The sequence below is a fragment of the Sphingorhabdus sp. genome (genome assembly GCF_044357595.1).
Taxonomy (GTDB): Bacteria; Pseudomonadota; Alphaproteobacteria; order Sphingomonadales; family Sphingomonadaceae; genus Sphingorhabdus_B.
The window spans coordinates 1-26,760 of sequence record NZ_JBIKPH010000016.1 but is presented as its reverse complement, the minus strand read 5'-3'; the positions used below and the strand labels follow the sequence as shown (position 1 = coordinate 26,760).

Annotated in this window: 21 protein-coding genes; 10 read left to right on the top strand and 11 right to left on the bottom strand. The window is 55.5% G+C overall.

Annotated elements, in window-relative coordinates; translation table 11 throughout:
• The 9 genes from ACIQ2T_RS03640 to ACIQ2T_RS03600 all read left to right on the top strand — a co-directional run.
• A partial coding sequence (locus ACIQ2T_RS03640) for an SRPBCC family protein (protein ID WP_397589623.1) occupies positions 1–305 on the top strand: 305 nt, incomplete at its 5' end.
• Positions 292–1,551 carry a cystathionine gamma-synthase family protein gene (locus ACIQ2T_RS03635; protein ID WP_397589622.1) on the top strand — a complete coding sequence of 420 codons (1,260 nt, stop codon included), beginning with the start codon at positions 292–294 and terminating at the stop codon, positions 1,549–1,551. The genes ACIQ2T_RS03640 and ACIQ2T_RS03635, both read left to right, overlap by 14 nt.
• Positions 1,551–3,014 (top strand): NAD(P)/FAD-dependent oxidoreductase, encoded by a 1,464-nt coding sequence (locus tag ACIQ2T_RS03630; RefSeq protein WP_397589621.1) that lies wholly within the window; start codon positions 1,551–1,553, stop codon positions 3,012–3,014. The genes ACIQ2T_RS03635 and ACIQ2T_RS03630 overlap by 1 nt, the downstream gene beginning before the upstream one ends.
• Positions 3,011–4,147: an NAD(P)/FAD-dependent oxidoreductase gene (locus ACIQ2T_RS03625; RefSeq protein ID WP_397589620.1), complete on the top strand. Its 1,137-nt coding sequence runs from the start codon at positions 3,011–3,013 to the stop codon at positions 4,145–4,147. Before ACIQ2T_RS03630 ends, ACIQ2T_RS03625 begins: the two co-directional genes overlap by 4 nt.
• Positions 4,144–5,400: a sarcosine oxidase subunit beta family protein gene (locus ACIQ2T_RS03620; RefSeq protein ID WP_397589624.1), complete on the top strand. Its 1,257-nt coding sequence runs from the start codon at positions 4,144–4,146 to the stop codon at positions 5,398–5,400. Before ACIQ2T_RS03625 ends, ACIQ2T_RS03620 begins: the two co-directional genes overlap by 4 nt.
• Positions 5,400–5,663 (top strand): sarcosine oxidase subunit delta, encoded by a 264-nt coding sequence (locus tag ACIQ2T_RS03615; RefSeq protein ID WP_300034656.1) that lies wholly within the window; start codon positions 5,400–5,402, stop codon positions 5,661–5,663. Before ACIQ2T_RS03620 ends, ACIQ2T_RS03615 begins: the two co-directional genes overlap by 1 nt.
• Entirely contained in the window at positions 5,660–8,395 is a 2,736-nt protein-coding gene (locus ACIQ2T_RS03610; protein WP_397589619.1) for a 2Fe-2S iron-sulfur cluster-binding protein, read from the top strand. The genes ACIQ2T_RS03615 and ACIQ2T_RS03610 overlap by 4 nt, the downstream gene beginning before the upstream one ends.
• Entirely contained in the window at positions 8,388–8,879 is a 492-nt protein-coding gene (locus tag ACIQ2T_RS03605; RefSeq protein WP_397589618.1) for a sarcosine oxidase subunit gamma family protein, read from the top strand. The genes ACIQ2T_RS03610 and ACIQ2T_RS03605 overlap by 8 nt, the downstream gene beginning before the upstream one ends.
• A gap of 216 nt (positions 8,880–9,095) precedes the next feature.
• Complete coding sequence (locus ACIQ2T_RS03600) at positions 9,096–9,548, top strand: hypothetical protein (protein WP_397589617.1); 453 nt, start codon at positions 9,096–9,098, stop codon at positions 9,546–9,548.
• A gap of 481 nt (positions 9,549–10,029) precedes the next feature.
• On the opposite strand, the gene ACIQ2T_RS03595 is transcribed toward ACIQ2T_RS03600, so the two are convergent.
• The 11 genes from ACIQ2T_RS03595 to ACIQ2T_RS03545 form a co-directional block, all read right to left on the bottom strand.
• A complete protein-coding gene (locus tag ACIQ2T_RS03595) occupies positions 10,030–11,349 on the bottom strand; it encodes an alpha/beta hydrolase family protein (protein ID WP_397589616.1) in 1,320 nt (439 codons plus the stop codon).
• Positions 11,346–12,335: a LysR family transcriptional regulator gene (locus ACIQ2T_RS03590; protein WP_397589615.1), complete on the bottom strand. Its 990-nt coding sequence runs from the start codon at positions 12,333–12,335 to the stop codon at positions 11,346–11,348. Before ACIQ2T_RS03590 ends, ACIQ2T_RS03595 begins: the two co-directional genes overlap by 4 nt.
• A 181-nt stretch (positions 12,336–12,516) precedes the next feature.
• Positions 12,517–14,100 carry a BCCT family transporter gene (locus ACIQ2T_RS03585; RefSeq protein ID WP_397589614.1) on the bottom strand — a complete coding sequence of 528 codons (1,584 nt, stop codon included), beginning with the start codon at positions 14,098–14,100 and terminating at the stop codon, positions 12,517–12,519.
• Between the two features lie 32 nt (positions 14,101–14,132).
• Complete coding sequence (locus ACIQ2T_RS03580; protein WP_397589613.1) at positions 14,133–14,639, bottom strand: sarcosine oxidase subunit gamma; 507 nt, start codon at positions 14,637–14,639, stop codon at positions 14,133–14,135.
• Positions 14,632–17,493 (bottom strand): sarcosine oxidase subunit alpha, encoded by a 2,862-nt coding sequence (locus ACIQ2T_RS03575; protein WP_397589612.1) that lies wholly within the window; start codon positions 17,491–17,493, stop codon positions 14,632–14,634. The genes ACIQ2T_RS03580 and ACIQ2T_RS03575 overlap by 8 nt, the downstream gene beginning before the upstream one ends.
• The gene (locus tag ACIQ2T_RS03570; RefSeq protein ID WP_397589611.1) at positions 17,490–17,762 is read right to left on the bottom strand and encodes a sarcosine oxidase subunit delta; all 273 of its coding nucleotides are present in this window, start codon (positions 17,760–17,762) and stop codon (positions 17,490–17,492) included. The genes ACIQ2T_RS03575 and ACIQ2T_RS03570 overlap by 4 nt, the downstream gene beginning before the upstream one ends.
• Before the next feature lies 1 nt (position 17,763).
• Entirely contained in the window at positions 17,764–19,017 is a 1,254-nt protein-coding gene (locus tag ACIQ2T_RS03565; RefSeq protein ID WP_397589610.1) for a sarcosine oxidase subunit beta family protein, read from the bottom strand.
• Entirely contained in the window at positions 19,014–19,349 is a 336-nt protein-coding gene (locus tag ACIQ2T_RS03560) for a cupin domain-containing protein (RefSeq protein WP_397589609.1), read from the bottom strand. Before ACIQ2T_RS03560 ends, ACIQ2T_RS03565 begins: the two co-directional genes overlap by 4 nt.
• On the bottom strand, positions 19,346–20,560 hold the full coding sequence (locus ACIQ2T_RS03555) for an aromatic ring-hydroxylating dioxygenase subunit alpha (RefSeq protein ID WP_397589608.1): 1,215 nt from the start codon (positions 20,558–20,560) through the stop codon (positions 19,346–19,348). Before ACIQ2T_RS03555 ends, ACIQ2T_RS03560 begins: the two co-directional genes overlap by 4 nt.
• A 4-nt stretch (positions 20,561–20,564) precedes the next feature.
• Complete coding sequence (locus ACIQ2T_RS03550; protein WP_397589607.1) at positions 20,565–23,072, bottom strand: FAD-dependent oxidoreductase; 2,508 nt, start codon at positions 23,070–23,072, stop codon at positions 20,565–20,567.
• Between the two features lie 322 nt (positions 23,073–23,394).
• Positions 23,395–25,908: a TonB-dependent receptor gene (locus ACIQ2T_RS03545; protein ID WP_397589606.1), complete on the bottom strand. Its 2,514-nt coding sequence runs from the start codon at positions 25,906–25,908 to the stop codon at positions 23,395–23,397.
• 86 nt (positions 25,909–25,994) lie between these two features.
• Between ACIQ2T_RS03545 and ACIQ2T_RS03540 the strand changes: the two genes are divergently transcribed.
• Positions 25,995–26,669, top strand: coding sequence for a GntR family transcriptional regulator (locus ACIQ2T_RS03540; protein ID WP_397589605.1), 675 nt, complete (start codon positions 25,995–25,997; stop codon positions 26,667–26,669).
• Positions 26,670–26,760 lie beyond the last annotated feature (91 nt).

The following is a 26,760-nucleotide window of genomic DNA, read 5'->3' as shown; positions in this document are numbered from 1 at the left end:
CAGACCATGTGTTCATGTTCAGCGCTATGCCCGTCGGTCCCAATGAAACCCATGTGACGGGTAAATGGTATGTGCATAAGGATGCTGTCGAAGGTGTTGATTATGACGTCGAAAAACTCATAGATCTATGGACCAAGACAAATTTAGAGGACAAGGCCCTGGCCGAAAACAATCAGGTTGGTGTTAATAGCCTTGGCTACACACCCGGCCCCTATTCGCAAGAAGCCGAAATGCTCGCGCAGCGTTTTACCGACTATTATTGTGACAAGTCCCGTGCGTATATTGAAGCCCATGGCAAGCAATAAAGATAAGGGGTTGCGTCCCGAAACGCTGGCGGTCGCTTATGGCTACGACCCTGAAATGGGCATGGGTTCGGTCAAACCGCCGATCTTCATGACCTCGACCTTTGTGTATCCCTCTGCGCAGCACGCCAAAGACGTGCATGAAGCGTATTTTGACGGCAGTGGGCCTCTGGTCGGGGAAACCAACCATATTTATTCGCGGCTTGGCCATCCGGGATTAGATTTTTTGGAAAAGCGCCTTGCGGCAATTGACGGCGTGGAAGAGGCAGTCGCGTATTCAAGCGGCATGGCCGCCCATTCGAGCATCGCGTTGGCTTATGTCCGCCCCGGCGACAGCGTATTGCATGGACGTCCAATCTATGGCGGCGTCGACATGCTGTACAACAGCATCATGCCGCAATTTGGATCGCATGCCGCGGCATATCTTGATGGCACGAACGAGCATGAAGTCCGCGCGGCGGCACAGGCTGCAATGTCCAAGGGGCCACTTAAGCTTATCATTGCCGAGACCCCGGCAAACCCAACGGCGGCGATAGTCGATCTAGACCTGATGGTGCAGATCGCGGATGAGGTTGGTGCTCAGCAAGGGCATCGTCCTCTTGTCGTGGTCGACAATACGTTACTTGGTCCGTTTGCACAGCGCCCCATCGAACATGGCGTTGACTTGTGCATGACCTCGCTCACCAAATATTGCGGTGGGCATAGCGATCTGCTCGCGGGCGGGATTACCGGTCGTACAGAGTTGATCAACCATCTGCGGATGCAACGCACGACCTGGGGCAATCACCTTGATCCCTATACGTCATGGCTTGTTCTGCGTTCATTGGAATCGGTAGCCGTTCGTACCGAGCGCGCGATGGACAATGCACGCGGCGTTGCGGAATTTCTGCGCGGCCATCCCAAAGTAGCGGACGTAACTTATCTTGGTTTCTTGGAACAAGGCACAAGGGCACGTTCTGTTTATGACCGGCAGTGTAAGGCGGCAGGTTCTACCTTTTCGTTCCACCTGCACGGCGGAGAGGCTGAGGCATTTCGCATGCTTGACCGCTTGCAGCTACTCAAAGTGGCCGTCAGTCTGGGCGGGTCGGAAACTTTAATCTGCCATTCGGCGAGTACCACGCATTATGCGGTCGCCCCTGAACAGCGGCTGGCGGGTGGTATCACCGACGGCACGATCCGGCTATCTGTCGGGTTGGAACATGTTGAAGATTTAATAGGCGATTTGCGCCAAGCGCTGGAGGCGGTGTGATGGAACTGAACTTTACGGGTACCGATATATGCGCAATCAACGGCACGCGCAGCGCGCCCGAAGCGCATTATAATACTGTCGTTGTCGGCGCTGGTCCAAGCGGCGTCGCAGCGGCAGTTGATGCAGCAAATGCGGGTTTACGGGTTTTGCTTGTCGATGAAAATCCTGTTTCAGGTGCATTGATGGGCAATGATGTGCCGCTGTATTTTGGCGGACGCATGACCGCCGCGACACAAAATACAGAGCGCATGCTCGAAGCAATTTTCATGAGCATGCCTGCGTTGGAAACAGCGATGGATGCGGGAGTTGAGTTACTGCTCGGCACCACTGCATGGGGTGTTTATCGCAATGGTCCGGGCGTTGCGAGCCTGCCGGAACAGGTCGTCGGTCTGGCCGATGCAGAAAGATCATGGATCGTCGGCTTTGACAATATTATCCTCGCAACCGGCGGGCGCGACCTATCGATGGCATTCCCGGGCTGGAACCAGCCTGGCGTGATGGGCGCTGCGGCGTTGCAAATGCTGCTCACCCGCTATGAGGCGTTTGCTGGACGGCGTGTGCTGGTAATCGGCTCGCACGATCTGGCGCTCGAAACAGCGTTGTTGGCCAAAAAACGTGGGATAGACGTCGTCGGGCTTGTCGAAGTGCGTGCGGCACCGCAAGGCCGTTCTGAACTCATCACCAAAGTGGAAGCCGCTGGCATTGCATTATACTGCGGTCAAACCATCGCTTCGGCGAAAGGTGGAATAAACGGGGTTGAAAGCGCCACATTGTCGTCGGGTGCAGAAATTGCCTGTGACACCATCTGCGTTGCTATTGGCCTTATCCCATCGATTGAGCTGGTGGACGCGATGCATGGCGAACGCGCGTTAAATGCACAACGCGGCGGCTACATTCCAAAGGGCGAAGCCACCGTTTCTGCGGTTGGCGATTGTGCGGGTCTAACCGATACCGGTTTTGACCATATTGCATATCGGATGGAATGGATGCGCGCACTGTCTTCGGTTAGCGCCGATGATACCATCATCTGCCAGTGCGAGGAAGTGACGCGGGCGGACCTTATTGGGGTTCAGCCACCCAATTATCTTACCCGTCCAGCACCGATGTGCGCCCGTTCGCTTGAGACTCTGCTGGACGACGGCCCTGCCAACCCCGACCAGATCAAACGCCTCACACGCGCGGGCATGGGTGTCTGCCAAGGCCGTCGCTGCCGCGATCAAGTCGCAATGCTGTTGGCGATTGAGGCAGACAAGCCATTCGGCACGATCCCGCTCGCCAGCCACCGTGCACCGGTCCGCCCGCTGCCGCTCAAAATCCTTGCGGAATGGGATGAGCCCGCGGCATTGGACGCTGCATGGGACGTCTGGTTTGGCATCCCTACCCAATGGGTGCCGGTGGAGGACTTGAACACGCCATATCAAGATGAGCATCGCGAAATGCTTTACACGGGGATGTACAAATGAGCGGTTCAGAGGTTGTCATCGTCGGCGGCGGCGTCACTGGCCTGAGCGCTGGCTGGTGGCTTGCGCGTTCGGGGGTCAAGGTCACGGTGCTCGACAAGTTCATCGTCGGTTGGGAAGCTTCCGGACGTAACGGCGGCGGTGCATCGCATTATGCGAGCCCGTTATTTGACGAAGAACAGCGCCTATGGCCCCAAATGGACGAATTGCTCGGCTACCCGACCGAACATCAAAAAGGCCGCATCCTGATTGCGATGACCGAACGGCAGTGGGAGCAATATCGCTTCATTGCCGAACGTCACAAGCGGCTTAATCATCCGGTTGAATTGCTGGACGTGAAACAAGTGCAAGAGGCCGTGCCCTTGGCAGGCGACAATTGTTTTGGCGGCGTGCATTATAAATTTGGCGGGCATGCCAACCCGCAGCGCAGTGTTCAGGCGTATGCGTGGGCCTTGCAGGATCTGGGTGGAAAAATCATTCAGCACAGTCCAGTCACTGGCTTTGAAACCACTGGCGGCAAGGTGACCGCCGTAAAAACGGCCAATGCAACCTATGGCTGTGATTCCGTTGTGGTCGCCGCAGGGCCCCAGATTCCACAATTGATGGCACAGCTCGGCGTCAACGTACCATTGGCGGCGGCCCGCGCGGAAATGATCATTACCGAACCTGCGCCAATGATGCCGCTTGGCGGCGTTGACGGACATAAAATTTACGGGCGTCAAACAATGCGCGGAAACCTCGCTTATGGCGGGGGCCCGCATGAATGGCTTGATATGGACGCAACGGGTCCGGCCGCGCGCCCGTCAACGCCGCTGGCCCGCAATCTTGCAAAACGGTTGGCAGAACTCTTGCCTAAGGCCGCGCATCTCAATGTCATCCGCAGCTGGGCTGGTGTAATCGAAAATTCGCCAGACGGCCGTCCAATCATCGACCGATTGACCAGCCCCGACAATGTGGTGGTTGCTTCAATGTCGAGCGTCGGCTTTGGCCTATCACCCGCGTCTGGTCACGCCATCCGTGATTTGGTTATGGACGGCAAATGTTCATTCACAGACATCGATATCCTCAAGCTTTCACGCTTTGACAATCTGGAATCCGATTGGCGCGAAAAACGCGGGTGGATGCCGATTACATGAGCCAATATTCGGCTTTCGGATTGCTGCGTGGCGCCTTTAACGGGCAAAAGCATTGGCAGCCAGCATGGCGCGACCCGCAACCAAAGTCGCATTATGATATCATCATCATAGGCGGCGGCGGGCATGGGCTGGCCACGGCCTATTATCTCGCCAAAGTGCACGGGTTGAAAAACATCGCGGTGCTTGAAAAAGGCTGGATTGGCGGGGGCAATACGGGGCGGAATACGACAATTGTCCGGTCTAACTACCGTTTAAAGCCGTTGCACGACCTGTTCGAATTCGGCCTCAAAATGTGGGGGCATTTGAGCGACGAGTTGAATTATAATGTGATGTTCTCGCCCCGCGGCGCTATGTTTTTGGGCCATAGCGACGCCGATATGACGAAGCTTGCAGAACGTGGTGACGCCATGCGGTGCGACGGGATTGATGCCGATTTGATGACGCGCGCTGAAGTCGCAAAGTTTGAGCCATTGCTGGACATGTCACGCGGCGCGCGTTTCCCGATTGACGGCGCCCTGATACAAAGGCGGGGCGGCACCGCCCGCCATGATGCCGTCGCCTGGGGCTATGCACGCGCAGCAGACATGCTTGGCGTCGATATTATCCAGAAATGCGAAGTGACCGGCTTTGTCCGTTATGGCGCCGCCGTTGTCGGTGTTGAAACAACCCGTGGCCGCATTGGCGCCGGGCGCGTCGGAATTTGCGTCGCTGGTAATAGCGGCCATGTTGCTGGGCTTGCGGGTCTTCAACTGCCCGTAGAATCGCAAACACTGCAGGCGATGGTAACCGAAGGCGTAAAGCCGATGATCAACAGCGTCATCATGTCGCAATCGCTGCATTGTTACATCAGCCAGTCGGACAAGGGCGGCGTTGTGTTTGGCGGCGACCCTGATAACTGGCCAAGTTACGCACAGCGCGGCAACTCCAAGGTCATGGAAGGTGCGGTCGCGCAAGGCCTTGCGCTTGTCCCCGCCTTATCCCGCCTGCGTATGGTACGGACATGGAGTGGTGTTACCGATATGAGTTTTGACGGAGCACCGATTATTGGCGAAACGCCGGTGAAGAACCTCTATCTCAACGGAGGCTGGTGCTACGGCGGGTTCAAGGCGACGCCTGCTTCTGGCTGGACCTATGCGCATACGCTGGCGACTGGAACGCCGCATGCATTGAACGCGCCGTTCGCACTCGACCGTTTTGAACGCGGTGCAACCATCGATGAAACAGGGAGCGGCCCGATGCCGAATAGCCGCTAATGATGCAGTTTACCTGCCCCCATTGCGGCCCGCGCGCGCAAGCCGAGTTTGTTTATGAACGCACGGTTGATTCTGTGGTGGCGCTTGACGCGCCGCCCGAAGATGCAATGCGCACGCTTTTCACCCGCAACAATCCACGCGGTGTTGATGACGAAATCTGGCGCCATACCTATGGCTGCCGCGCGTGGATGGTCATCACCCGCCACCGTGTTACCAACGAGATCAGCGCGATCCGCGCTGTTGGGCCGGAGGCGCTAACATGATCACCTTTAGCTTCGACGGCAAAAGCTATACCGCGCGCGAAGGCGACACCTTGGCGGCTGCGTTGCTGCGCAATGGCGTTGGCCTTGTTGGCCGCAGCTTCAAATATCACCGTCCACGCGGCATCATGACCGCTGGTGTTGAGGAGCCCAATGCACTCGTCACCATCGGCGAAGGTGGGCGGACCGAACCCAATACGCGCGCAACCGATGTATTTGTGTACGAAGGTTTAGTCGCCAAAAGCCAGAACCGATGGCCAAATCTGTCTTTTGACGTCGGATCGGTTCTCGGCTTAGCCGCGCCAGCCTTGTCCGCCGGATTTTACTATAAAACCTTTTTTGGTTCAGCCAAAAAGTGGATTTTCTATGAATATTTCATCCGCAAAGCAGCAGGGCTCGGCAATGCGCCGACGCAAACAGACCCTGACCGCTTTAGCCAGCGTGCCGCCTTTTGCGACCTGCTGGTAATCGGCGCCGGACCCGCAGGCATGCAAGCGGCTGTCGAGGCCGCAGAGGGTGGCAAGCGCGTCATCCTTGTGGAGCAGGACAGCATTCTTGCGCCATCTTTGCTCCGCGACCCGCAAGAACAGGATGCAGCATGGATCAAGGCGACCGCCGAACGGATCCGTGCCGCAGGTGGCCGCATCCTTACGCGCACGACGGCATCGGGCTATTGGGAGCATGATCTGGTCACGTTAACGCAGCGTATAGCCGAGCCCGGGCAAATACCCCCGCATAATGTCGCGCAACGTTTGTGGCATGTCCGCGCAGGCCACGTCATTCTTGCCACCGGCAGCATCGAGCGCCCGATGGCCTTTGCCCATAATGACCGCCCTGGCGTGATGTTGTCGCAAGCGGTTCGGACTTATGTGCAGCGCTTTGGCGTAGTCCCCGGCAAACGCGCGGTCATCGCCACCAACAATGACGATGCCTATAAAACAGCGCAGGCGCTGAAAGACGCAGGCGCACACATTGTTGCGATCATCGATGCACGACCAGCGCCCGCAGGAGCGGGCAGCGGCTTTCGCGTTTACAACAACGCCGTGCCGCTTTCGACAAAAGGGGCGCGGCATTGTTTGAAAAGCGTAACCGCGCTGGTCGATAACAAAACGGTAAGCTGGGATGCTGACCTGATGGCGGTATCGGGTGGTTTCACCCCTGTCGTGCATTTGCATATGCAAGCAGGCGGCACGCTTGATTGGAACGAACATGCGCAAGCCTTCGTCCCTGCAACATCGCGTCAGAATGTAATGACGATCGGCGGGGCCGCAGATCCGCAAGCGATATTCAAAATGGTTCCCGTTTCCAGCCCAAAGAAAAGCTTCATCGATTTCCAGAACGATGTAACGCTCGCCGATGTCGATCTGGCGTGGGCCGAGGGCTATCGCTCGGTCGAGCATCTCAAACGCTACACCACCCTTGGCATGGCGACAGATCAGGGCAAGTTGAGCAATATGGCGGCGCTTGGCCGCTTGGCCGAGAAACAGGGCGTGGCCATTCCCGAAGCGGGGCTTACCACTTTCCGCCCACCTTATACGCCCGTTACCATGGGTTTAATCGCCGGCGCGGGCGCAAAGGATGCAGGCGCGCATATTCGCCGCCTTGCGCTCTATGATCTGCATGCGGCGAAGAACCCAATCTGGCAGCCTTTGGGCTATTGGTTCCGTCCGCGGGCATATCCGACGGGCGCGGAAACATTGGCGCAAGCCGCGCTGCGTGAAGCCAAAGCCGTACGCAACAATGTCGGGATGACGGACGTGTCCACGCTCGCCAAATTCGAAATCAGTGGTCCGGATGCGGCCGCCTTCCTCGAAATCATCTGCGCTACGACGGTTAGCAAGCTTGCCGTCGGGCGTGGCCGATATACATTCATGCTGCGTGAAGATGGCATTGTCTTTGATGACGGCACCGTGTGGCGGCTTGATGAGAACCGCTATCTGCTCACCAGTTCAACCGGCGGCGCGGACCGGATGGCGACGCATATCTCTTATGTCCGTCAAGTTCTAAGCCCACAGATGCGCGTATCTGCCGTCAATGTTCAGGAACATTATGCCGGTATTGCCGTCGCCGGGCCAAAGGCCAAAGCGGTGCTCGCCGCGTTAATCGGCGAAGAGCCTCCACGCCATATGTCGACCGTTCCGGCGGCCATCGCGGGCGTCCCGGTCATCATCTTAGCCGCCAGCTATAGCGGCGAGCGCGCGTTCGAAATCTATGTAGATGCCAGCGAAGCAGAAGCCGTTTGGGCCGCGTGCGAGACGCAAGTGAACGAAGTAGGCGGCGCATTATACGGGCTTGAGGCCATGGAATTCCTGCGCATCGAAAAAGGGCATTTGGTCGTCGGCGGTGAAGTTGATGGACGCATGACCCCACACGATCTTGCACTCGACAAGATGCTCAACAAAGCAGGTGGCTATATCGGTGCATCTGGGCTGGCACGCCCTGCCTTGGCCGAAACCGGACGGCGGCAATTGGTCGGCCTTGAAGCAATCGAGGGCGACATTCCTGAGGGCGCTATGCTGGTGACTCAAGAAGGCGTATCACCCGTTGGTCATGTCAGCGCAGCGGCGTTTCGCATAATCGCGGGCGGGTCTGTTGCGCTGGGTCAATTGACCGATGGCTTTGCACGCCATGGTGAAGAACTGATCGCTACATCCCCCACGCGCGGTCAAAAGGCGCGGGTGCGTGTTGTGGCACCGCATTTCTATGATGCGGCGGGAGAACGCTATCGTGACTAAGTTATCGATCACAATGCTACCCGCAGCGCCGCTGCACGCATTCGAAATTTGGAGCAATCCAGCGGCTGTTGGAAAAAGGTTCAAGGCGGCGTGTGGCTTTGCCCTACCTGCTTTGGGCCGTTCCGATGGCAGCGATGCGCTGCGCCTGATCCGCTATGAACCCACGGTCTGGCTGGTTGAAGGCGATGCGTCGGCACTGTCCGGCGTATTGTCCGATGACGGCGCAGTGACCGCGATTGGCGGCGGCATCGTCCGCATTCGCCTGTCGGGCAATAATTGGCGCACGCTCCTGATGGAAGGCGGCGTATTCGACGCCGAAAGCCCGACTTTCGCCGCAGGATGCAGCGCAGCGACAATCATCGACCATGTCAACGTCCGCCTGCACGTAGTCGATGAAACCACCTGCGACGCCTATGTGCCCTTAAGCTTCAGTCAGGGGCTGCTGCACTTTTGGACCCAAGCCGCGGAGGCTTTGGCGGGGTAATTTTGGTTTGCGAAAGCTGTGGAACATTCTTGTCTGTATGACTGGAATTGGTTGGGAAGCAGACATACAGTTGAGCCTCGTTTTCCCGCTTGTTCTGACGGCGGACACATAACACTAAAACGTTTGCATTGACTCTGCGCGCACCATGGGCGTGCTCTCGTTGCAGCGTCATGGAATGTTGTTTCCTGAAGGGCGTTGTTTAGGAGGAAAACATTCATGAAAACTAGTTTTTACGCAATCATCGCGGTCGCCGCATTGGCCAGCAGCAGCATGGCTTCGGCACAATCATTTACCTGGACTTCAAAGGCATCTCCGCCAAGCACCTCCGTCGGCGGCGTTGCGCCCGATGGCAAGCCTTTCGGTGCGCAGGTTACTGCTTCCACCGCCGAAGGCATTATCAATGGGCAGGTGGTCAAAAACAGCTCGAAGTGCATCAGCATGACCCAGCCAGCCAATGCGCAAGTGTTCAACGTCCATATGATGTGCGATACAGCGGACTCGGATGGCACCTACACGTCGTACTGGGGATGCACAATCCTAGGCCCGACCGAGCAATCCTGCATCGGAGGCATGCTTGGCTTGACCGGTGCTTATGCGAAGCGCTCCGGCACCATAACAGGTCATATCAAAGGCACTACCGCAACTGGCACAGGCCAGTGGAACAATTGATTTAATACTGCGCTTCAAGCGGCGGCGCGGGTCGCAGCCGCCGCTTGAGACATATCCATTTTCAGTCGACCGTCACTACCTTCGGAACGACGGGAACTGGGTCGTAATCGGACCGTCTGCTTTTAGCGATTGCCCTTTGTGGAGGCCTGTCCCTTACATCGCTCTGACGTTGCGTCACCGTCCGAGCAGTTATCGCCAAACTTGACAATTTCGTGATGTTCCTATAATGTTCTAACGTTCTTTGACAGCCAAATGCGGCATAAAATATTTCCCTTTCAGACACGCTTCTCTCCCGCCACAATCCTGTAGGAAATTTTGTTGCGCGCGCGACATATTGCGCAAACTGGTCAGGTGCGATTTTGGTGTGAACTTGCGAGCATTTCTGCGGCTTTTGGGGGGCTACTTATGCAGCGGGCGCACTTTTCGCACGTCCGCCGCTTCGCAAAAAAGTCTGGTCCTCTGACAGATGGAGCGACGCTCGTTACTTCGCTGCGTCCAAATGCTGCAACATCATCCCTTTTGCATGCCGCCGCTGGAAACCCTTCCATAAGGTAACGCCTGCACCACCCGGACTATATGCGCCCCATGGGGTCCCAGCCGGCGCATTCCATTCGCCATCGTCCGAATTCTCAATCCCTACATTCAGATACGCAGCCTTGCTGGCGTCTTTCCGTAAATGCACCGCCAAAAATGCGGTGATGAAATGCAGGTTGATCGCGTTGATCCGGTCTTGCCGCCAGATCGGGTCTTCAAACCAATCCATGTCCCAAACCGACCCGCGCATTTCACGCGGCGCTGGGTTCAGCGCAATCGAATGTCCGGCCTGCTTATAGGTTAGCAGTGTGCGGTCGCTGTTTATAGCGCCACCAAAGACCGCCAGCCCGCCCGTTGTATAGTTGACAGTCGCGTCGCTATCGCCCTGAATCAAAAGCAAAGGCGCAGTTAAAGCGGCAAGGCCCTCTGCATCCCATGCGCTGCTTGGCGCGCCGCCAGCGGGTGCCAATGCCACAATCGCCCTGACGCCTGCCAATTTCACAGCATCGGCATCTGTGCCGCCCCGCGCGGATTTCTGTAACGCCCCGCCTGCGACCAGCCCTATATTCGGCCCCTGCGGGTCGAGTGTAGCCCCGCCTGCGGTCAGCACGCCATAGCCACCCTGCGAATAGCCGATAAGCGCGACATTATCCGGGTCAATCAATTCCCCCAGGCTGTCCCGCAGTTGACCGGCGACAAAAACGATGTCGCGCGGTCGGTTGAAATTCGGTGCGGCGCGGATGCCGGGCGACACGACATAAGGATTTGGGTCGCGGTGATGAATGGCGGCAACGACATAGCCCTTGGATGCAAGGTTTTCGGTCAACCACGTCATGACCGCGGGATTGTTGCTATAGCCATGGCTGATAATCACCAAAGGATGCTTGCTTCCAGCCGCCTTCGCCCCGCCAACCGCAATGCCCTTTTGCGTGAAATTAACTGGCGGAAACGGCGGCTCGCCCCACAGACTTCCGCTGTAGGTAACCGGCTTTGCGCCCTTTTTGACCGCTGCAGGGTACCAAATGTCCACCCGCAAACTGCGATCAACAAGGGGGACTGCGATGCCGCCGGAACCCCCGTTTTCGACATCAGGCTGGCTCTTGTGCGTTAGTAGGACGGAACGAAAGCCGATGCCATATGTACCCAATGCTGCCAGTTCGGGCGCATCAGCCTCGGGGATGCTGGGAACGTCCGCAGTCTTGGGGCCGCTGGCGTAGACTGGTGCGGTCATCAGAATTAAAAATGGAACAACAAGGCGTCCTATCATGCTATCAATTCCTCACCTTCCACAGTCGTCGATGGCCAAGCCAATTGTTGGGCCATCCATGGATATTCTTCAATCAGCGGCGGAAAGGTTTTTTCCTGCAGGACCTGTTGGCATAAAGCCGCGGTCAACTTGGGAATGTCGCCCAGTTCATCAAGCCGCGCAACAACCTGAACAGCCCGCGAGAAACGACCACGCGTCATCGGTTCGGCACGCAATTCGGGCAGCAGTTCCGGCACAGCCGCCAAGCATACCGGCGTGGTGATCGTCCAACCAACACCCGCAGCCACCAACGCCAATTGTTGATGCGAAGATTCCACCTCAACCATCTGTGGCAGCTTCAGTTTCATCCTGACAATCTGGCGTTCAATTTGCTGCCCCGTGCCGGTGAGGCGGGAGAAACGGATGAACGGCAATGACGATGGCATGCCGATGAGATCAAGCGGTTCTCGAAAATCTTTAGGAAATACGAGAATAAAGCTTTCTTCGAACACTGGGTGCAGTTCGACAGTGTCGCGATGCTCCAGACTAAAACTTCCGGTCACCATCATGTCGATGTCGCGTGCCAGAAATTCGCCTTGATGCTCCATGGAAATGCCGGACCGGATGTTCCATTTATCTGCGCGCGACCCAAGATTTTGCAAAATTGGCGCCGTAAGCTGATTAGCGAGGCTGAATGACATCGCAACCGTGATGCTGGAAATGGGCAGGCTTGCCCCCTGTCTTACCTCATCATACACCAAACTTGCATGAGCGATCAGCTTCTGACCGCGCGCAAATAGGGACTTTCCGCTTGCCGTTAAACCCAACGGACGCATCGTGCGATCAAACAGCGAAGCGCCTATGCCCGCCTCCAGCCTAGCGATCGTTTGCGAAACGGCTGATTGCGTCACTTGCAGATGGGCGGCGCATTGTGACATCCCGCCAAGTTCAACGGTCATGACGAACACTTCTAGTGCGTGCAGATCGTATTCCTGTGGCAGTTTCATTCAGCAACCCCTCCAAGCGCTTAGGCACAGCCAATGGCTAATATTACCTTCGCTAATGGCTATGCGGGACTACACGTAATAGTGCCATGCATTTTCTACATAGGCTGATTATGCCTTAACGGCGTTGCACGCCTGCATCACTTTTCTGAACAGTGCGCATACAGAAATGCGGCGCTGGCATTTAGAGTTGTTCGGAGTTGTCTGGATTTCGATGCAGGACCAGCAAGCCCTTTAGCGTGCCGATGCACATACCGAACAAGATGAGAGCCAAAGGCAGGCCAGTGGCAATTGCACCTGCTTGAAGCGAAGTGAGGCCGCCACTAAGCAACAGGACGATACCAATACCGCCAACGGCCACAAGCCAGATCGTCTTTTGCCTAAGCAGCGTATCTGTGCGTCCACCCGCCGTCATAGTATCAATCACCAGCGTGCCGGAATCCCAGCCTGTTACGAAGAAGATCAGGATAAGGCCAATCGCGACAAAAGACGTAAATTGCGCCCAAGGGAGCGCACCGAGTAGCACAAATAATTGCGTATCAAGCGACGCTTTGGTCAGGTCTGCGCCATTGCCTGCGACAATTTGGGCGATACTGGCATCGCCAAAAATGGTCAGCCACAATATGCCAAGCAAGCTGGGTAAAATCACAGCGCCAGCAATAAATTCACGTACCGTCCGGCCCAGTGAAATACGCGCCATGAACATACCAACAAATGGAGCCCAGCTTATCCACCATGCCCAATAATACACGGACCAGTCGTTATAAAAACCCGTGTCGGTGCGGCCAACCGGGTTGGACAATGCCGGGAGCAATGCGAGATAGTTGTAAATGTTCGTTGCGAGGTCGCCAAGCAACTGAAATGTTGATCCGGTCGCCAATATAAATACCAGCAGCGCAAAGGCGACCCACATGTTCACCTCACTTAAAATCCGGATGCCACGGTTAATGCCGCCTCGGATTGACAGAAAGGTGACAGCTGCCATCACAAGAATGAGCGCCAAGATCGTAAGCGGCGAACTCGCGACGTCGTACAGATAGGTAATCCCCGCCATCGCTTGCTGCGCACCGAGCCCAAGCGACGTGGCCAGTCCGAATATAGTGGCGAGCACGGCGAGAACTTCGATAGCATCACCCGTCCGCCCCCAAACCGCCTTGCCAAACAAAGGGTAGAATGCCGAGCGCATCGACAGCGGCATGTTAAAATCGAAGTTAAAGACCGCCAGTGCAAGACCCGTCACGGCGAATATTGCCCAAGGGTGCAGCGCCCAATCAAAAATCGTCGCCGCCATCGCCAAACTGCGTGCGGCGTCTGGGTTGCCGACTGCTCCACCCAATGGCGCCGCCGGACCACCCGCCAACGAGGATGTGAAATGGGTCACTGGTTCACCCACGCCATAGAAAACTAGCCCGATGCCCATCCCCGCGCCGAACAGCATCGCGAACCATGACAGCCGCGAATAATCAGGCACTGCGCCTTTGCCGCCCAATCGAATTTTCCCAAGCGGCGAGAGCGCCACAACAACACAAAACAGCAACAGCAGGTTGCCGGACATCATGAAGAACCAGTCGAAATGCTGAACCGCGCCACCGCGCAATGCCGCGAACAGGTCCGCTGACGCTTTCGGGGCGATCAGGCTGAACATTATCACAGCAAACGAAATAAATGCCGTCGGGAAAAAGACTGCAGGGTTGATGTGCATCCCGCCCCAATTGCGATTGGACTGGCCGTAATTGCCCAGATCTATCATCTTATCCCAAGATGCCATTGAACCCTCCTCCAAGGTGCTTCACTGATCGGTCAATGGCGTGCCGCGGTTGTCATCGCTATCCAAAACCATGCTGCAAAACTACGCCACAACTCAACATGGAAGCGATCTTCAGCCTCGCGAATGATGATGACTTCGACCGTTTCGTATATCGTGCGCGTAACCTGACTGACCGCAAATTTATTCAGATCTAAAGGGCATCCCGACATCAAAATTTCTGCTGCGCGCGGACCTTCTAAAACGAGGCATATCGATCGATCGCTAATGTCCGTAATAGCGACTGGCAGCCCGGAAGCTGTCGGGATCGCAGCGCCAGCTTCGGTACGCAGATACCATTCATCAGGGCCAAGACAGGCAATCCCGCCTTCCGACGCGCCGATATGCCTTGGCAATGGAGCCTTTAATACAGTTTCCAAGTCCTCGGCCCGCCGCGCGCGCAGCGCGTACCGTTGCATAGGTCCAGCAAGGCTAATCGTGACACCCGCCGCTAAATATGGTGTTTCGGGCACGGGTTCATTACGTATGAGGACGTCAGACATGCAGCCGTGCTCCTTCTGGGTCGTAAAAGACAAGGCCGCTGACTTTCGCAGTATGCGTCTTCCCTGGCATGGGAATATGGAGCGTATCGCCCGTCATTTCATGTCCGCCAGCAACAAGCGCCAACGCAATAGATCGGCCAAGCGTTTGGCTCCAATATGAAGACGTCACATGGCCAATCATCGTCATCGGCACCGGCTGTTTGGGGTCGGCTACGATCTGCGCACCTTCCTCCAAAACGACATTTGGATCATCGGTTAGAAGCCCAACCAACTGTTTGCGCCCCGGCGCGACGATGTCAGGACGCGCCATGGATCGCTTACCCACAAAATCAGGCTTTTTCTTACCCACTGCCCAATCAAGGCCAGCATCAAAGGGCGTCACAGTGCCGTCGGTATCTTGCCCCACAATGATGAAACCTTTTTCGGCACGCAAAACGTGCATCGCCTCAGTGCCGTAAGGCGTGATATCATACTGCACGCCTTCCGCCATCAACCGCTCCCACACGGCGCGACCATAAGCCGTCGGTACATTAATCTCGAAACCCAATTCGCCCGTGAAGCTGACCCGGAACAAGCGCGTTGGAATGCCGCAAATCATGCCCTCGCGGATTGCCATATGCGGAAAGGCCTCTGCAGATAGATCAATGCCTTCCACAAGCGGCTCAAGCAATTTGCGCGCATTAGGGCCTTGCAGCGCGATGACCGCATATTGCTCGGTCGTGCTGGTCAACCAGACGTCAAGATCAGGCCATTCCGTCTGGAGATAATCCTCCATCATATTCAGCACGCGCGCCGCGCCACCAGTTGTGGTGGTCAGGTGAAAACGATCGGGTGCCAGCCGTGCCGAAACGCCGTCGTCGGTAATGAAGCCGTCCTCCTTCAAAAGTAGCCCATAACGGCAGCGACCCGGCTCCAGCGCCTTCCATGGATTGGTATACATCCGGTTGAGGAATTCCGCCGCATCTGGACCGACGACTTCAATTTTGCCCAGCGTAGAGGCGTCAAAAATACCAACCGATGAACGCACGGCAACGCACTCGCGGTTCACGGCCGCATGCATATCCTCGCCCGATTGGGGGAAGTAACGTGCTCTTCGCCACTGCGCGACCAGCTCAAACACTGCGCCGTGCGCTTGCGCCCAGCTGTCGATATTGGTTGTCCGTGTTGGCTGGAACAATGCGCCCTTGGCATGTCCGGCCAATGCCCCAAATGTCTGCGGCGTGTAGGGCGGACGAAAGCTGGTGAGCCCGATATCGGCGACAGGCTTGTTCAGCGCAGACGCGGCGATTTGCAAACCGTTGAGGTTCGATGTTTTGCCCTGATCGGTTGCCATGCCGTTGGTAGTGTACCGCTTGATATGCTCAATGGAGCGAAAGCCCTCACGCACCGCAAGCTTGATGTCTTTTGCCGTCACATCATTCTGGAAATCGACGAATGCCTTTATACGGCTTTGGTCCTTAGGCGTAGGCAACATATCGATAATCGCGCCCGTGCCAAAATCCCAATCGCCCGAACATCCGCCAACACAGACGACATTTTCATTTGGCAGATCGGGGACATATGCGCCCAGGTCATCGCGCCATTTCAGGCTGCCCTTGCTGTGCGACCATAAATGCACGCTTGGCGTCCAGCCACCCGCCATCAACACCGCATCACAATCGATGCGGCGACCCAGATAGTCGTCATTGTTGAATATTTTAATGGATGTGACCCCGTGCCTGCCGGATACGCCAATCACGCTATGGTTCAGGTACACAGCAATTCCCAGCCGCTCAGCCTCATGCATGAGCGTGCTGTCGACTCGTTCCCGCACATCAATAATCGCCGCAATCCCAACGCCGGCTTTGGCCAGTGCAAAGACATCATGCCAGCCGCTGTCATGCGAAGCCATCAACACGACAGCCTTGCCAACCGCAACGCCATAACGATTGGCGAAACTTCTGGCGGCAGAAGACAGCATCACGCCGGGCGTATCATTGCCATCGAAAACCAGCGGTCGTTCGATCGCACCTTGCGCAAGGACAACTTCACCTGCCCTAATACGCCACAATTTCTCACGCGGCGCATCGCCCAATTCAGGGAGGTGATCGGTCAACCGCTGCACTGCGCCGATGAAATTGTCGTGATAATAGCCGAAGGCCGTCGTGCGGGTCAGTATTGTCACATTGGGCGCATCGATAAGCGCCTTATGGCTGCGCTCTAGCCATGGCCATAACGCAGGGTCCGCCAATGCGCCGCCGCCCAATTCATCCTGCTCATCGACCAAAATGATGCGCTTGTTCGTATCCATATAGCCAAGCGCGGCGTCAATTCCGGCTGGTCCTGCGCCGACAATCAACAGGTCGCAATGGGCATAGGTTGCTGCATAATGGTCAGGATCTTCGGCGGTCGGTGCATCGCCAAGTCCTGCCATTTTGCGAATGGCTGGTCCGTAGACTTTATCCCAAAATGAACGCGGCCACATAAAGGTTTTGTTATAAAAACCTGCCGGAAAGAACATCCCCAGCCGGTCATTAATCGCACCAAAATCCGCTTTCAGCGATGGCCAACGATTTTGGCTAACCGCCTTTAGCCCGGGATATATTTCAACCCCTGTGGCGCGCAAATTTGGCGTGAAACGGCCCGGCCCGCGATCCACCGAGATAAGAGCATTTGGCTCCTCGCTGCCTGCTGCAATGACGCCGCGCGGGCGGTGATATTTAAAGGATCTGCCGAACAGCATAACGCCATTCGCCAACAAGGCTGACGCTAAAGTATCGCCCTCCAGGCCCTGATAGCTCTTACCGTCAAAGCTGAACTGGACTGGCTGACCTCGGTCGACGCGGCCGCCAGTTTCAAGACGAAAGCCACTCATCGGCGTGGCTCCCCGGCCTTATATGTTGTTTCAAATTTATCGCTCACCGTGTCGCGCACCGCATTAAAGAAACGCCCGCAACCATACACATGCCGCCAACGTTCATGGTGCCGCCCACGTGGGTTGGCGCGGATGAAAAGATAGGCCTCCCACTCCTCATCGGTTTGACTTGATGGGTCGAATGGCCGCGATATATGTGCTTGGCCTGCATTCACGAATTCGATCTCGGGACGCTTTTCGTCACAATAAGGGCAATGGATCAGTATCATTTTAGTGCGCCACTGCTGCTGCTGCCGCTTCGTCAATCAACCGACCATTGCGAAAACGGTCAAGATTGAACGGGGCGTTGATTTTGTGCGGTTCGTCTTTGGCCATCGTATAAGCCAGCAAATCTCCCGCGCCCGGCGTGGCCTTAAACCCACCCGTGCCCCAGCCACAATTGACGTAGAGCCCCTTGACCGGCGTCTTGCCCAATATCGGTGAGCGATCGGGTGTCACATCGACGATACCACCCCATGTCCGCAGCATCCGCATCCGCCGATAAATCGGGAAAATCTCGCAAATTGCAGCCAGCGTATGTTCAACAATGTGCAGTGCGCCGCGTTGCGAATAGCTCACATATTGGTCCGTTCCCGCGCCAATCACCAACTCGCCTTTGTCCGATTGGCTCATATAGGCGTGGACAGTGTTAGACATCACCACGCACGGGAAAGTCGGCTTGATGGGTTCGGAAACCAGCGCCTGCAACGGGTAGCTTTCAAGAGGGAAATCGAGGCCAGCCATTTGCATAACTACCGAGCTGTTGCCCGCCGCCGAAACGCCCACGCGTTTGGAGGCGATATAGCCGCGCGTTGTTTCCACACCTTCTACCGCGCCATCGGCACCGCGGCGGATACCCGTGACAGCGCAATTCTGAATGATATCAACACCCAAAGCCGCCGCTGCGCGGGCATAGCCCCAAGCGACCGAGTCATGACGCGCCGTGCCGCCGCGCCGTTGCAGCGCCGCACCCAATACCGGATGCCGCGCATCTGGTGCGATATTCAAAGGCGGACAATAAGCTTTGGCCTGTTCGGGCGTGAGCCATTCATTATCCACGCCATTCAGCCGGTTGGCGTTAATATGGCGCTGAAGGCTTTGCACATCATGTACATTGTGCGCGAGCATCATGACGCCGCGTTTAGAATACATGATATTATAATTGAGTTCCTGACTGAGGCCATCCCACAGCTTGACCGCGTGATCATAAAGATGCGCGCTTTCATCATAGAGATAATTGGAACGGATGATCGTTGTGTTGCGTCCGGTATTGCCGCCGCCGATCCATCCCTTTTCAAGCACTGCGATGTTGGTAATCCCGTATTTCTTCGCGAGATAATATGCCGCGCCCAGACCATGCCCACCTCCGCCGACGATGATCGCGTCATAAGCGGGCTTGGGTGCAGCGTCGGGCCATTGTTCGGGCCAATCCTGATGCCCGCTTAACGCTTTGGCAAAGAGGCTGAATGCGCTGAAGCGGGTCATGTGGCACCCGCAACCAAAGGAGCGTAAACGATTACCATCGTACAGCCGTTTTTGCTGCCTGCGCGGTGCATCGCACCCGGCATACGCAGCACGAAATCGCCGGGGCCATAGCTGGCATCATCATCAAAAAAATCACCTTCAATGACATAGATTTGCTCAATCTCGTCATGTGCGTGCATCTCGCCCAAGGGGCCGGGGGCAATTTTCGTTACCATTGTGCGGTATCCGCGCGGGTCATCGATAAGCGCAAGGTTCGTCTCACCGGACCGCTTGCCCGGCTTCCAGCTATCACCCGTCATCTTGATCGAGCCTGATATGGGAAGTGTCGTCATATTGTTTCCGCCTTCAACGCCGCCTTGGCTCGGTCGACATAGAAATCTTTGAAATCCTCAACCAAATTTTCCTCGACCGCATAGGGCCCTTGTAAATAGCCGTCATTCGCAATGCCTTGATGGTTGACCATAGAAAAATGTCCGTCTTGCACGTTTGTTGCCCGCCACAATGCTGCGAGATGATCCGGATTATAATCAACCCCTTCAACAGCATCCTCATGCACCAACCAGCTCGTCCGCAGAAGAGTTTTGTCAGGGCCAATCGGCGTCAGCGAGAATGTAACCACATGATCACAACAAAAATGATGCCAGCTATTGGGCTGGGTCCAGACAGAGAGGCTCGATGTTTCCGGCGCCTTGAATGGCCCAATCAGTTTCTGGCAGGCCAGCTTGCCATCTATCGACTGGGTCACAGCGCCGTTTGCCAATGCCAAACGCGCGACGCGATGCCACCAGCCATCGGGAAACTCGATTACATTATGGTCAATGCCCAACGCCTGCCATTCCGCACGCTTTGCTTCCAAATAATCATCGGCCGGCGCATCCTTGCCAAAGCCAGTGGTGCCGAGCACGCTGATCAATTCGGGATGACCAACATCGCAATGATAGCATTCGCGATTATTCTCCATCACCAGTTTCCAATTGGCGTCTTCGATATAATCATCCTGCACCGCGACCTTTAGCTTTTCGAGGTCATACACTGCGATTTGATCCGCAATGTCCGCTTTCACACGATCAATCGGCGGCGGATTATCGCTTAGGCAGATGAAAATCAGCCCACCGACATTTTCCAGCGCAACTGGGTTCAGGCCATGATCTGCCTTGTCGAAATCCTCTGCCATGCTACGCGCAGCCAGAAGCTTGCCGTCGAGGCCATAAGTCCATTGATGATAAGGGCACATCAACCGCGGCGCACGACCGCTCTGTTCGAGACAGATTTTCGCGCCGCGGTGGCGGCAACTGTTCCAGAATGCGCGAACTTCATCGTCACGTCCACGCAGTATGATGATAGAGTTACCCGCCAGCTCGAAAACGAAATAATCGCCCGCATTTTTCACATGCGCGACGGTGCAGGCATATAGCCAGACCGATTTAAGCATGACCTGCGTGTCGAATGCGAACGCCTCGTCGCTGACATACAATCCACGCGGCAGCGTATGGCCTTTACGGTCATTGGAAAGCCAGTTGGCGATCGGGGCGAGGTGCAGCACGGACTTAGCTCCTCAGTGCATTGTTATCTGGGTCGAAAGGGGAGTCCGTTACAATTGTCGCTTTATGGCGAACCCCTAATATGGTGATTTCGAACGCGGTGCCAGGTACCGCCAAATCGGGGCGAACCATCGCAAGGGCGAGCGATTTGCCGACGCGCCAGCCATAGCCGCCTGATGTCACGCGACCGACCAGTTCATCCCCGTGATAAATCGGTTCTGACCCACGTGCGTCGGCATCGGTGACATTATGCACTTCCATGGTCACCAAATGGTTCGCGCTGCCGCGTTCCTTCCACGCAAGAAGGGCTTCCCGTCCAAAAAATGACGGTTTCTTGAAGCTGATGAACCGGTCCAAGCCACTTTCATAAGCCGAGTATTCAACCGACAATTCGCGCGGGATGAGCTTATAGCTTTTTTCCAGCGCCATCGACGTCATCGCGCGGATGCCAAATGGCTTGATGTCAAACGCAGCGCCGGCCTCCATCAATCTATCGAAAATATAATTCTGCATTTCAATAGGATGGTGGATTTCCCAGCCCAGCTCACCAATGAAATTAACCCGCAGCGCGTCTACAGGTGCCAGACCAATGCTCATTTTTTTGCCGGTCAGCCATGGGAAGGCCTCGTTTGACAAATCCGTATCGGTAAGCTTCGCCAGCACATCGCGTGACCGTGGGCCGGCAAGCACAAGTACGCCCATCGCCGTTGTCAGTCGTTCGAAATTGACTGAACCATCTTTTGGCATGGCCTTTTTCAGATAATCATGGTCATGCCGCTCATACGCGCCTGCCGAGACGAGATAATAACGCTGCGCCGCCGCCTTATGGACCGTGAACTCGCTCCGCACGCCGCCGTTCTGCGTGAGCAGATAGGACAAAGTGACGCGTCCGACCTTTTTGGGCACCGCATTCGTCAGCAATTGGTCAAGCCAGCCTTCTGCCCCCGGCCCCGATATCTCGCATTTGGCAAAGGCGCTCATATCCTGAATGCCGACATGCTTGGTCACATGCAGGCATTCATTGCCTACATGTTCGAAATAGTTGGAACGGCGGAACGACCATTTTTCACGAACAGGTTCGTCCGGCACGACGGGATGATTGTCGTTCAACAACACATCGGGCTTGTCGAGATCGGCTGCGCTTAATGCATAACCAGCGGGCGCAAACCAGTTGGGGCGCTCCCAACCAAACACGCTGCCAAACACGCCGCCAAGCGCTTTCATCCGGTCATAGCATGGCGTGCGCCGCAGTGCTCGACCCGCTTCGCGCTCTTCATCAGGATAATGCACCGTGAAGACCTTGGCATAGGCCTCCTCATTTTTTTCAATCAGAAAGCCCCTGCCGGCATAATCGCCAAAGCGGCGTGGGTCGACACCCATCATGTCGATCGTCGGCTCGCCATCGACAATCCAATGCGCCAATTGCCAACCCGCGCCGCCTGCGGCAGTGATCCCAAAGCTGTGGCCTTCGTTCAACCAGAAGTTTTTGAGCCCCCATGCCGGTCCGATGATCGGCGACCCATCGGGCGTGTAGGCAATCGCGCCGTTATAGACTTTCTTGATGCCCACTTCGCCAAAGGCGGGCACGCGGTTCATGGCCGCCACGATATAGGGCTCAAGGCGCTCAAGCGCATCGGGGAATAATTCATATTCACTGTTCGCGGCAGGGCCGTCAACGTAGCAAGCGGGCGCGCCAACCTCATACGGCCCAAGCAACAGACCGCCGGCTTCCTCCCGCATGTAATAGCTGGCATCGGATTCGCGCAGTACACCCATTTCCGGCAGACCAGCCTTTTTGCGCGCCATGATTTCGGGATGCTGTTCGGTAACTAAATATTGGTGCTCGACCGGAATGACCGGAATGTCCAATCCAACCATCGCCCCTGTTTGTCGCGCGAAGTTACCTGAACAGGATATGACATGCTCGGCTGTAATATCGCCCTGATCCGTTGAGATCAGCCACTCGCCATTTGGTTGCTGCGTGATGCCGGTAACCGTCGTGTTGCGGTAAATGGTCGCTCCGCGCTGCCGCGCGCCTTTGGCCAGTGCTTGGGTAAGGTCAGCCGGCTGTATATAGCCGTCATCGGGATGCTGGATTGCCCCGATCACGCCATCCATATTGGCCAGTGGCCAGATGTCCTTGACCTGGTTAGGCGTTAGGAAATTGACATCAACGCCAATGGTTCGCGCAACACCCGCATAATAATGATACTCATCCATCCGGTCCTTGGTGGTCGCCAACCGAATATTTGTGACTTGCGACAACCCCGCGTGCAGACCAGTTTCGGCTTCCAAGCTGGGATACAAAGCCACCGAATATTGATGCAGCTTCCCGACGGAATAGCTGAGATTGAAGAGAGGGAGTAATCCTGCCGCATGCCATGTTGAACCCGAGGTCAGTTCCTTGCGTTCAAGCAAGACAACATCGCTCCATCCCATTTTGGCAAGGTGATACAAGGTGCTAACGCCGACTACGCCGCCGCCAATAATCACTGCACGTGCCGTCGTCTTCATGCAATTCATCCTATTTTACGATGACCCGGATATGTCAGAACAAGTGGCAATACGGCAATTATATTGAGCCGCAAATCACAGTTATGTTATTTTTTAATGCTAACTATTAGTTAAATTACTATCGAATTAGCAGAGGGAATCGCTTGTTTCGATGGAGCAGGTCGATCACCCAGGCGCCTGGCGCCATGTCTTCGAGTCCTTCGGGCACACAGGAGAAAAGCAGAATTTAGCCGGCTTCTACCCGGCATGAACCCCCTAAAGATTCATGCCGGTTAGCATAGGCCTATGAGTTGCTTTTACAGCAAATCTGATCGTGTTTTGATTAAAACTTATAGCCGACCTCAACACCCATCAAGCGCCGCGCGCCCGGTGAGATGAAGGAACCGCCAAACTCAATAGCAGGGATCGCTTCGTTGATATATTTGCGGTCAAGCAAGTTGTCGGCAAACGCGGTTACGTTCCAATTATCACCTTCAAGGCCGACGCGCAGATTGAGAACGCCGAATGGATCACGCTTGGCGACGCTGTAATTGGCATTGCCAACAAATCCGGGCAGCGCGAGCGCAGAGATCGGCAGCAACTGGCTGAAGATCGTGGCCCGTTTCTGATCCTGAACGGTGTGGAACCATGTCGCGCCGGTAATGCGATAATCGGCCCGCAGAACCACACCAATATCATCGCTTAGTGGCGCATCGATCTGGGTTCCAAGGTTAATCGTATAATCCGCGGTATATGGCGACTTGTTGCCTACGGTGTAAGGGCGCGATGTGTTTTTCTTGATTTCGCTGTCGGTCAAGTTGACCGAACCAAACACCTTCCAGCCATCAATAATCTTGGCTGTGGTGTTCAATTCGACGCCCTTCACATCAACCTTGTCGATGTTCGATACAACGCGAAGCAAGCCGAACGATCCGACGAAGAATTCGAAGAACTGCATGTCCGAAATTTTGGTATAGTAACCAGCAAGGTCAAATGTGACGCGATTGTCGAGCAATGACCCCTTGATACCGGCCTCGAACGAGCTCGAGCGTTCCTTGCGGAACTGGTCATTAATTGTCACGCCAGCGCCGATTGCTGGGACATTAAAGTTTGCATTCACCAAGGCCGAAGACCCTGTGTTGTTGAAACCACCGGATTTAAAACCAATACCCCAGTTGGCATAAATATTGGTCGAGCTGTTAGGCGTGAAGCTTAACGTGACTTTTGGCTCCAGCTGTTTGAAGCTAGCAGATTTATCCGCAATTCCACCTGTTGCAGGCAGGCCCGGATTAATCTTAGCACCTGTTATTGGGTCGGATACATTGGGCACGAGGTTGGACGTTGTCCGGTCCTCAACGTCATAACGCAATGCAAAGCCGGCTTTGAACATGTCAGACATTTTATAGTCGACTGAGCCAAATGCAGCGTAGACGTCCGTTTTGAACGTATCGTTGAACAATTGCGATGTCGGGTTGCTGCTGCCCGGTGCATTATACAATGCCGCGCTAACACCTTGATCCAAATCAGCACCAAGGCTCACGCCAACCGTTCGGTCGATGTGAAGGCCGTACACGCCCACTTGCCAATTCAGCGGCCCACCGTCATTCGACGCCAAGCGGATTTCTCCACTGATGTCTTTTTGATTGCGGATCTGCAACTGCGTGCCATCGCAAGTTGTCGGACTGTAGGCACCAAAGGTTGAGCCTGTTGCCGGTGCAAAAATGAACGGTACAGGAATCTGACCAATGAAGCCCGGTGCGTTCAACGGAAATCCGGTCAATGCCGCAGTTGTTGCAAAGCACTTGTTCTGAACGGCCAAATTCGTCGCATTGGAAGGCGCGCCCAAAGCTGGTGAAATGTAGCGCGCGAAGTCGGCCGAAGTTCCATCTGCAGTGAGGTTTTGGTCCACATCGGAATACAGCGCCCATGCGGTCAGCCGCGTCGCGCCGAAGTCATGATCAATCTTCGCCGAAAAATCAATTGTTCGTTGGTCGTTCGTTGGCCGAATGTTGCTGTAATACCGCAATTCATGCGCATCAACATCTTCGAAAAATGCGCCACCAAACGCTTCGATATGGAATACCGAGTTGAAGTTGATCGACGCGCCTGACAGTTTTGAATAGCGTGCCTTAATATCAAGGTCGGTTGCATCGCCCAATTGCGCCATGAAACGGCCGTCAATCGAATATACTTCCTGATCATCTACGACTTTACGGCCAAGATACAGGTTGCGATAAAATCCGTCTGTTGTGCGATAGTTGCCGGAAAGCACGAAACCGGCATTATCGCCCAAAGGCGATGAAACATAAGCCGAACCTTCGATCGTCTGTTCATTGGCGTAGCTGAATTTGACAGCGCCTTCGAGCGTGTCACCTGGCTTGACCGTGGAGACAACAATCGCACCGGCAGCCGCGTTTCGGCCATAAATCGCGCCTTGCGGACCTTTTAGAATTTCAATCTGACGCAGCGTGCCTTGGGTCTGGTTCAACTGCGCGGTGTTGGTTTTCAAAATACCGTCGACCACGAGTGCAACGGAGCTTTCCGCATCGCGCGCGCCGTTGATGCCGCGAATGTTGATTTGGGTATCGCCAGCCTCGGCAGTGCCCGTCACGATGGTCACACCCGGCGTCAGTTGGGCAAAGCCCTGCGCATTATCTGCACCGGTTCTTGCAAGTGCGGCGGCGTCTATAACGGTGACCGAAGCAGGTACATCAACCAGCCGTTCATTTTGGCGGCGCGCCGTTACAATGATTTCTTCGGCTTCTACGCCCTCTTCGGCAGCCTGCGCAAATGCCGTTGTAGGCACCAAAACGCTGACTGCTATCGACGAGAGGAGTGCACTTTTCCCGATACGCATGTAACTTACCCCCTGTTATACCCAATGTTGCTTTAAAGACAGCTTATTGTATACAAACGCCATTCGTCAAGAGGAGCGTTTAAACCATGTCGCGGGCATCGGATCGTGCATATAATCACATTCGCAGCATGATCTTGTCTGGTGAGTTGCAACCTGGATCGCAAATTCGCGAGGAGGCTTTGGCAGAATTGTGCGGTGTATCGCGCACTCCGGTGCGAGATTCGCTTCGGCGGCTTGAGACGGAAATGTTCGTTCGGCGCAACGAATCGCAACGCAGTTTTGTGACAAATTGGTCACTGGACGATCTAAAAGATGCGTTCGAGTTGCGCGCGATGCTGGAAGCGCACGCTGCAAGGCGGGCAGCTTTGCGCATTACGCGAGATCAGCTGGCGCGCATGCGGGATCATAACGGCCAATTGAAGCAGGCAATTGATGCTAGTCGTCCCGATGTACCACGCTTCATCGACAGTAACCGGTTGTTCCACGCAACACTCCTTGAAGCGGCCGCATCAGAGCGATTGGCGAACATGCTGATGCAGGTTACCGAACAACCGGTCATACTGCGCACGGCACGACAATATGACCTCGAAAACCTGCGCCGCTCGCACCATGAACATGATGAATTACTAATCGCTTTTGATAATCGCGACGGTGATTGGGCCGCTGCGGTGATGACGGCCCATATCCGGCGCGCGTTCCATGCTTATGCCGAAGCGCACTCTACCGACACTGAAATCCGGAAAGCCAATTTGGCCGCATAATCCTGTTTGATTTTGTATACAATTATGGCATCAACATCGGCGATGATTATTCCCAAGCATATTGAATTTGTCGAAGTTGGACCACGCGACG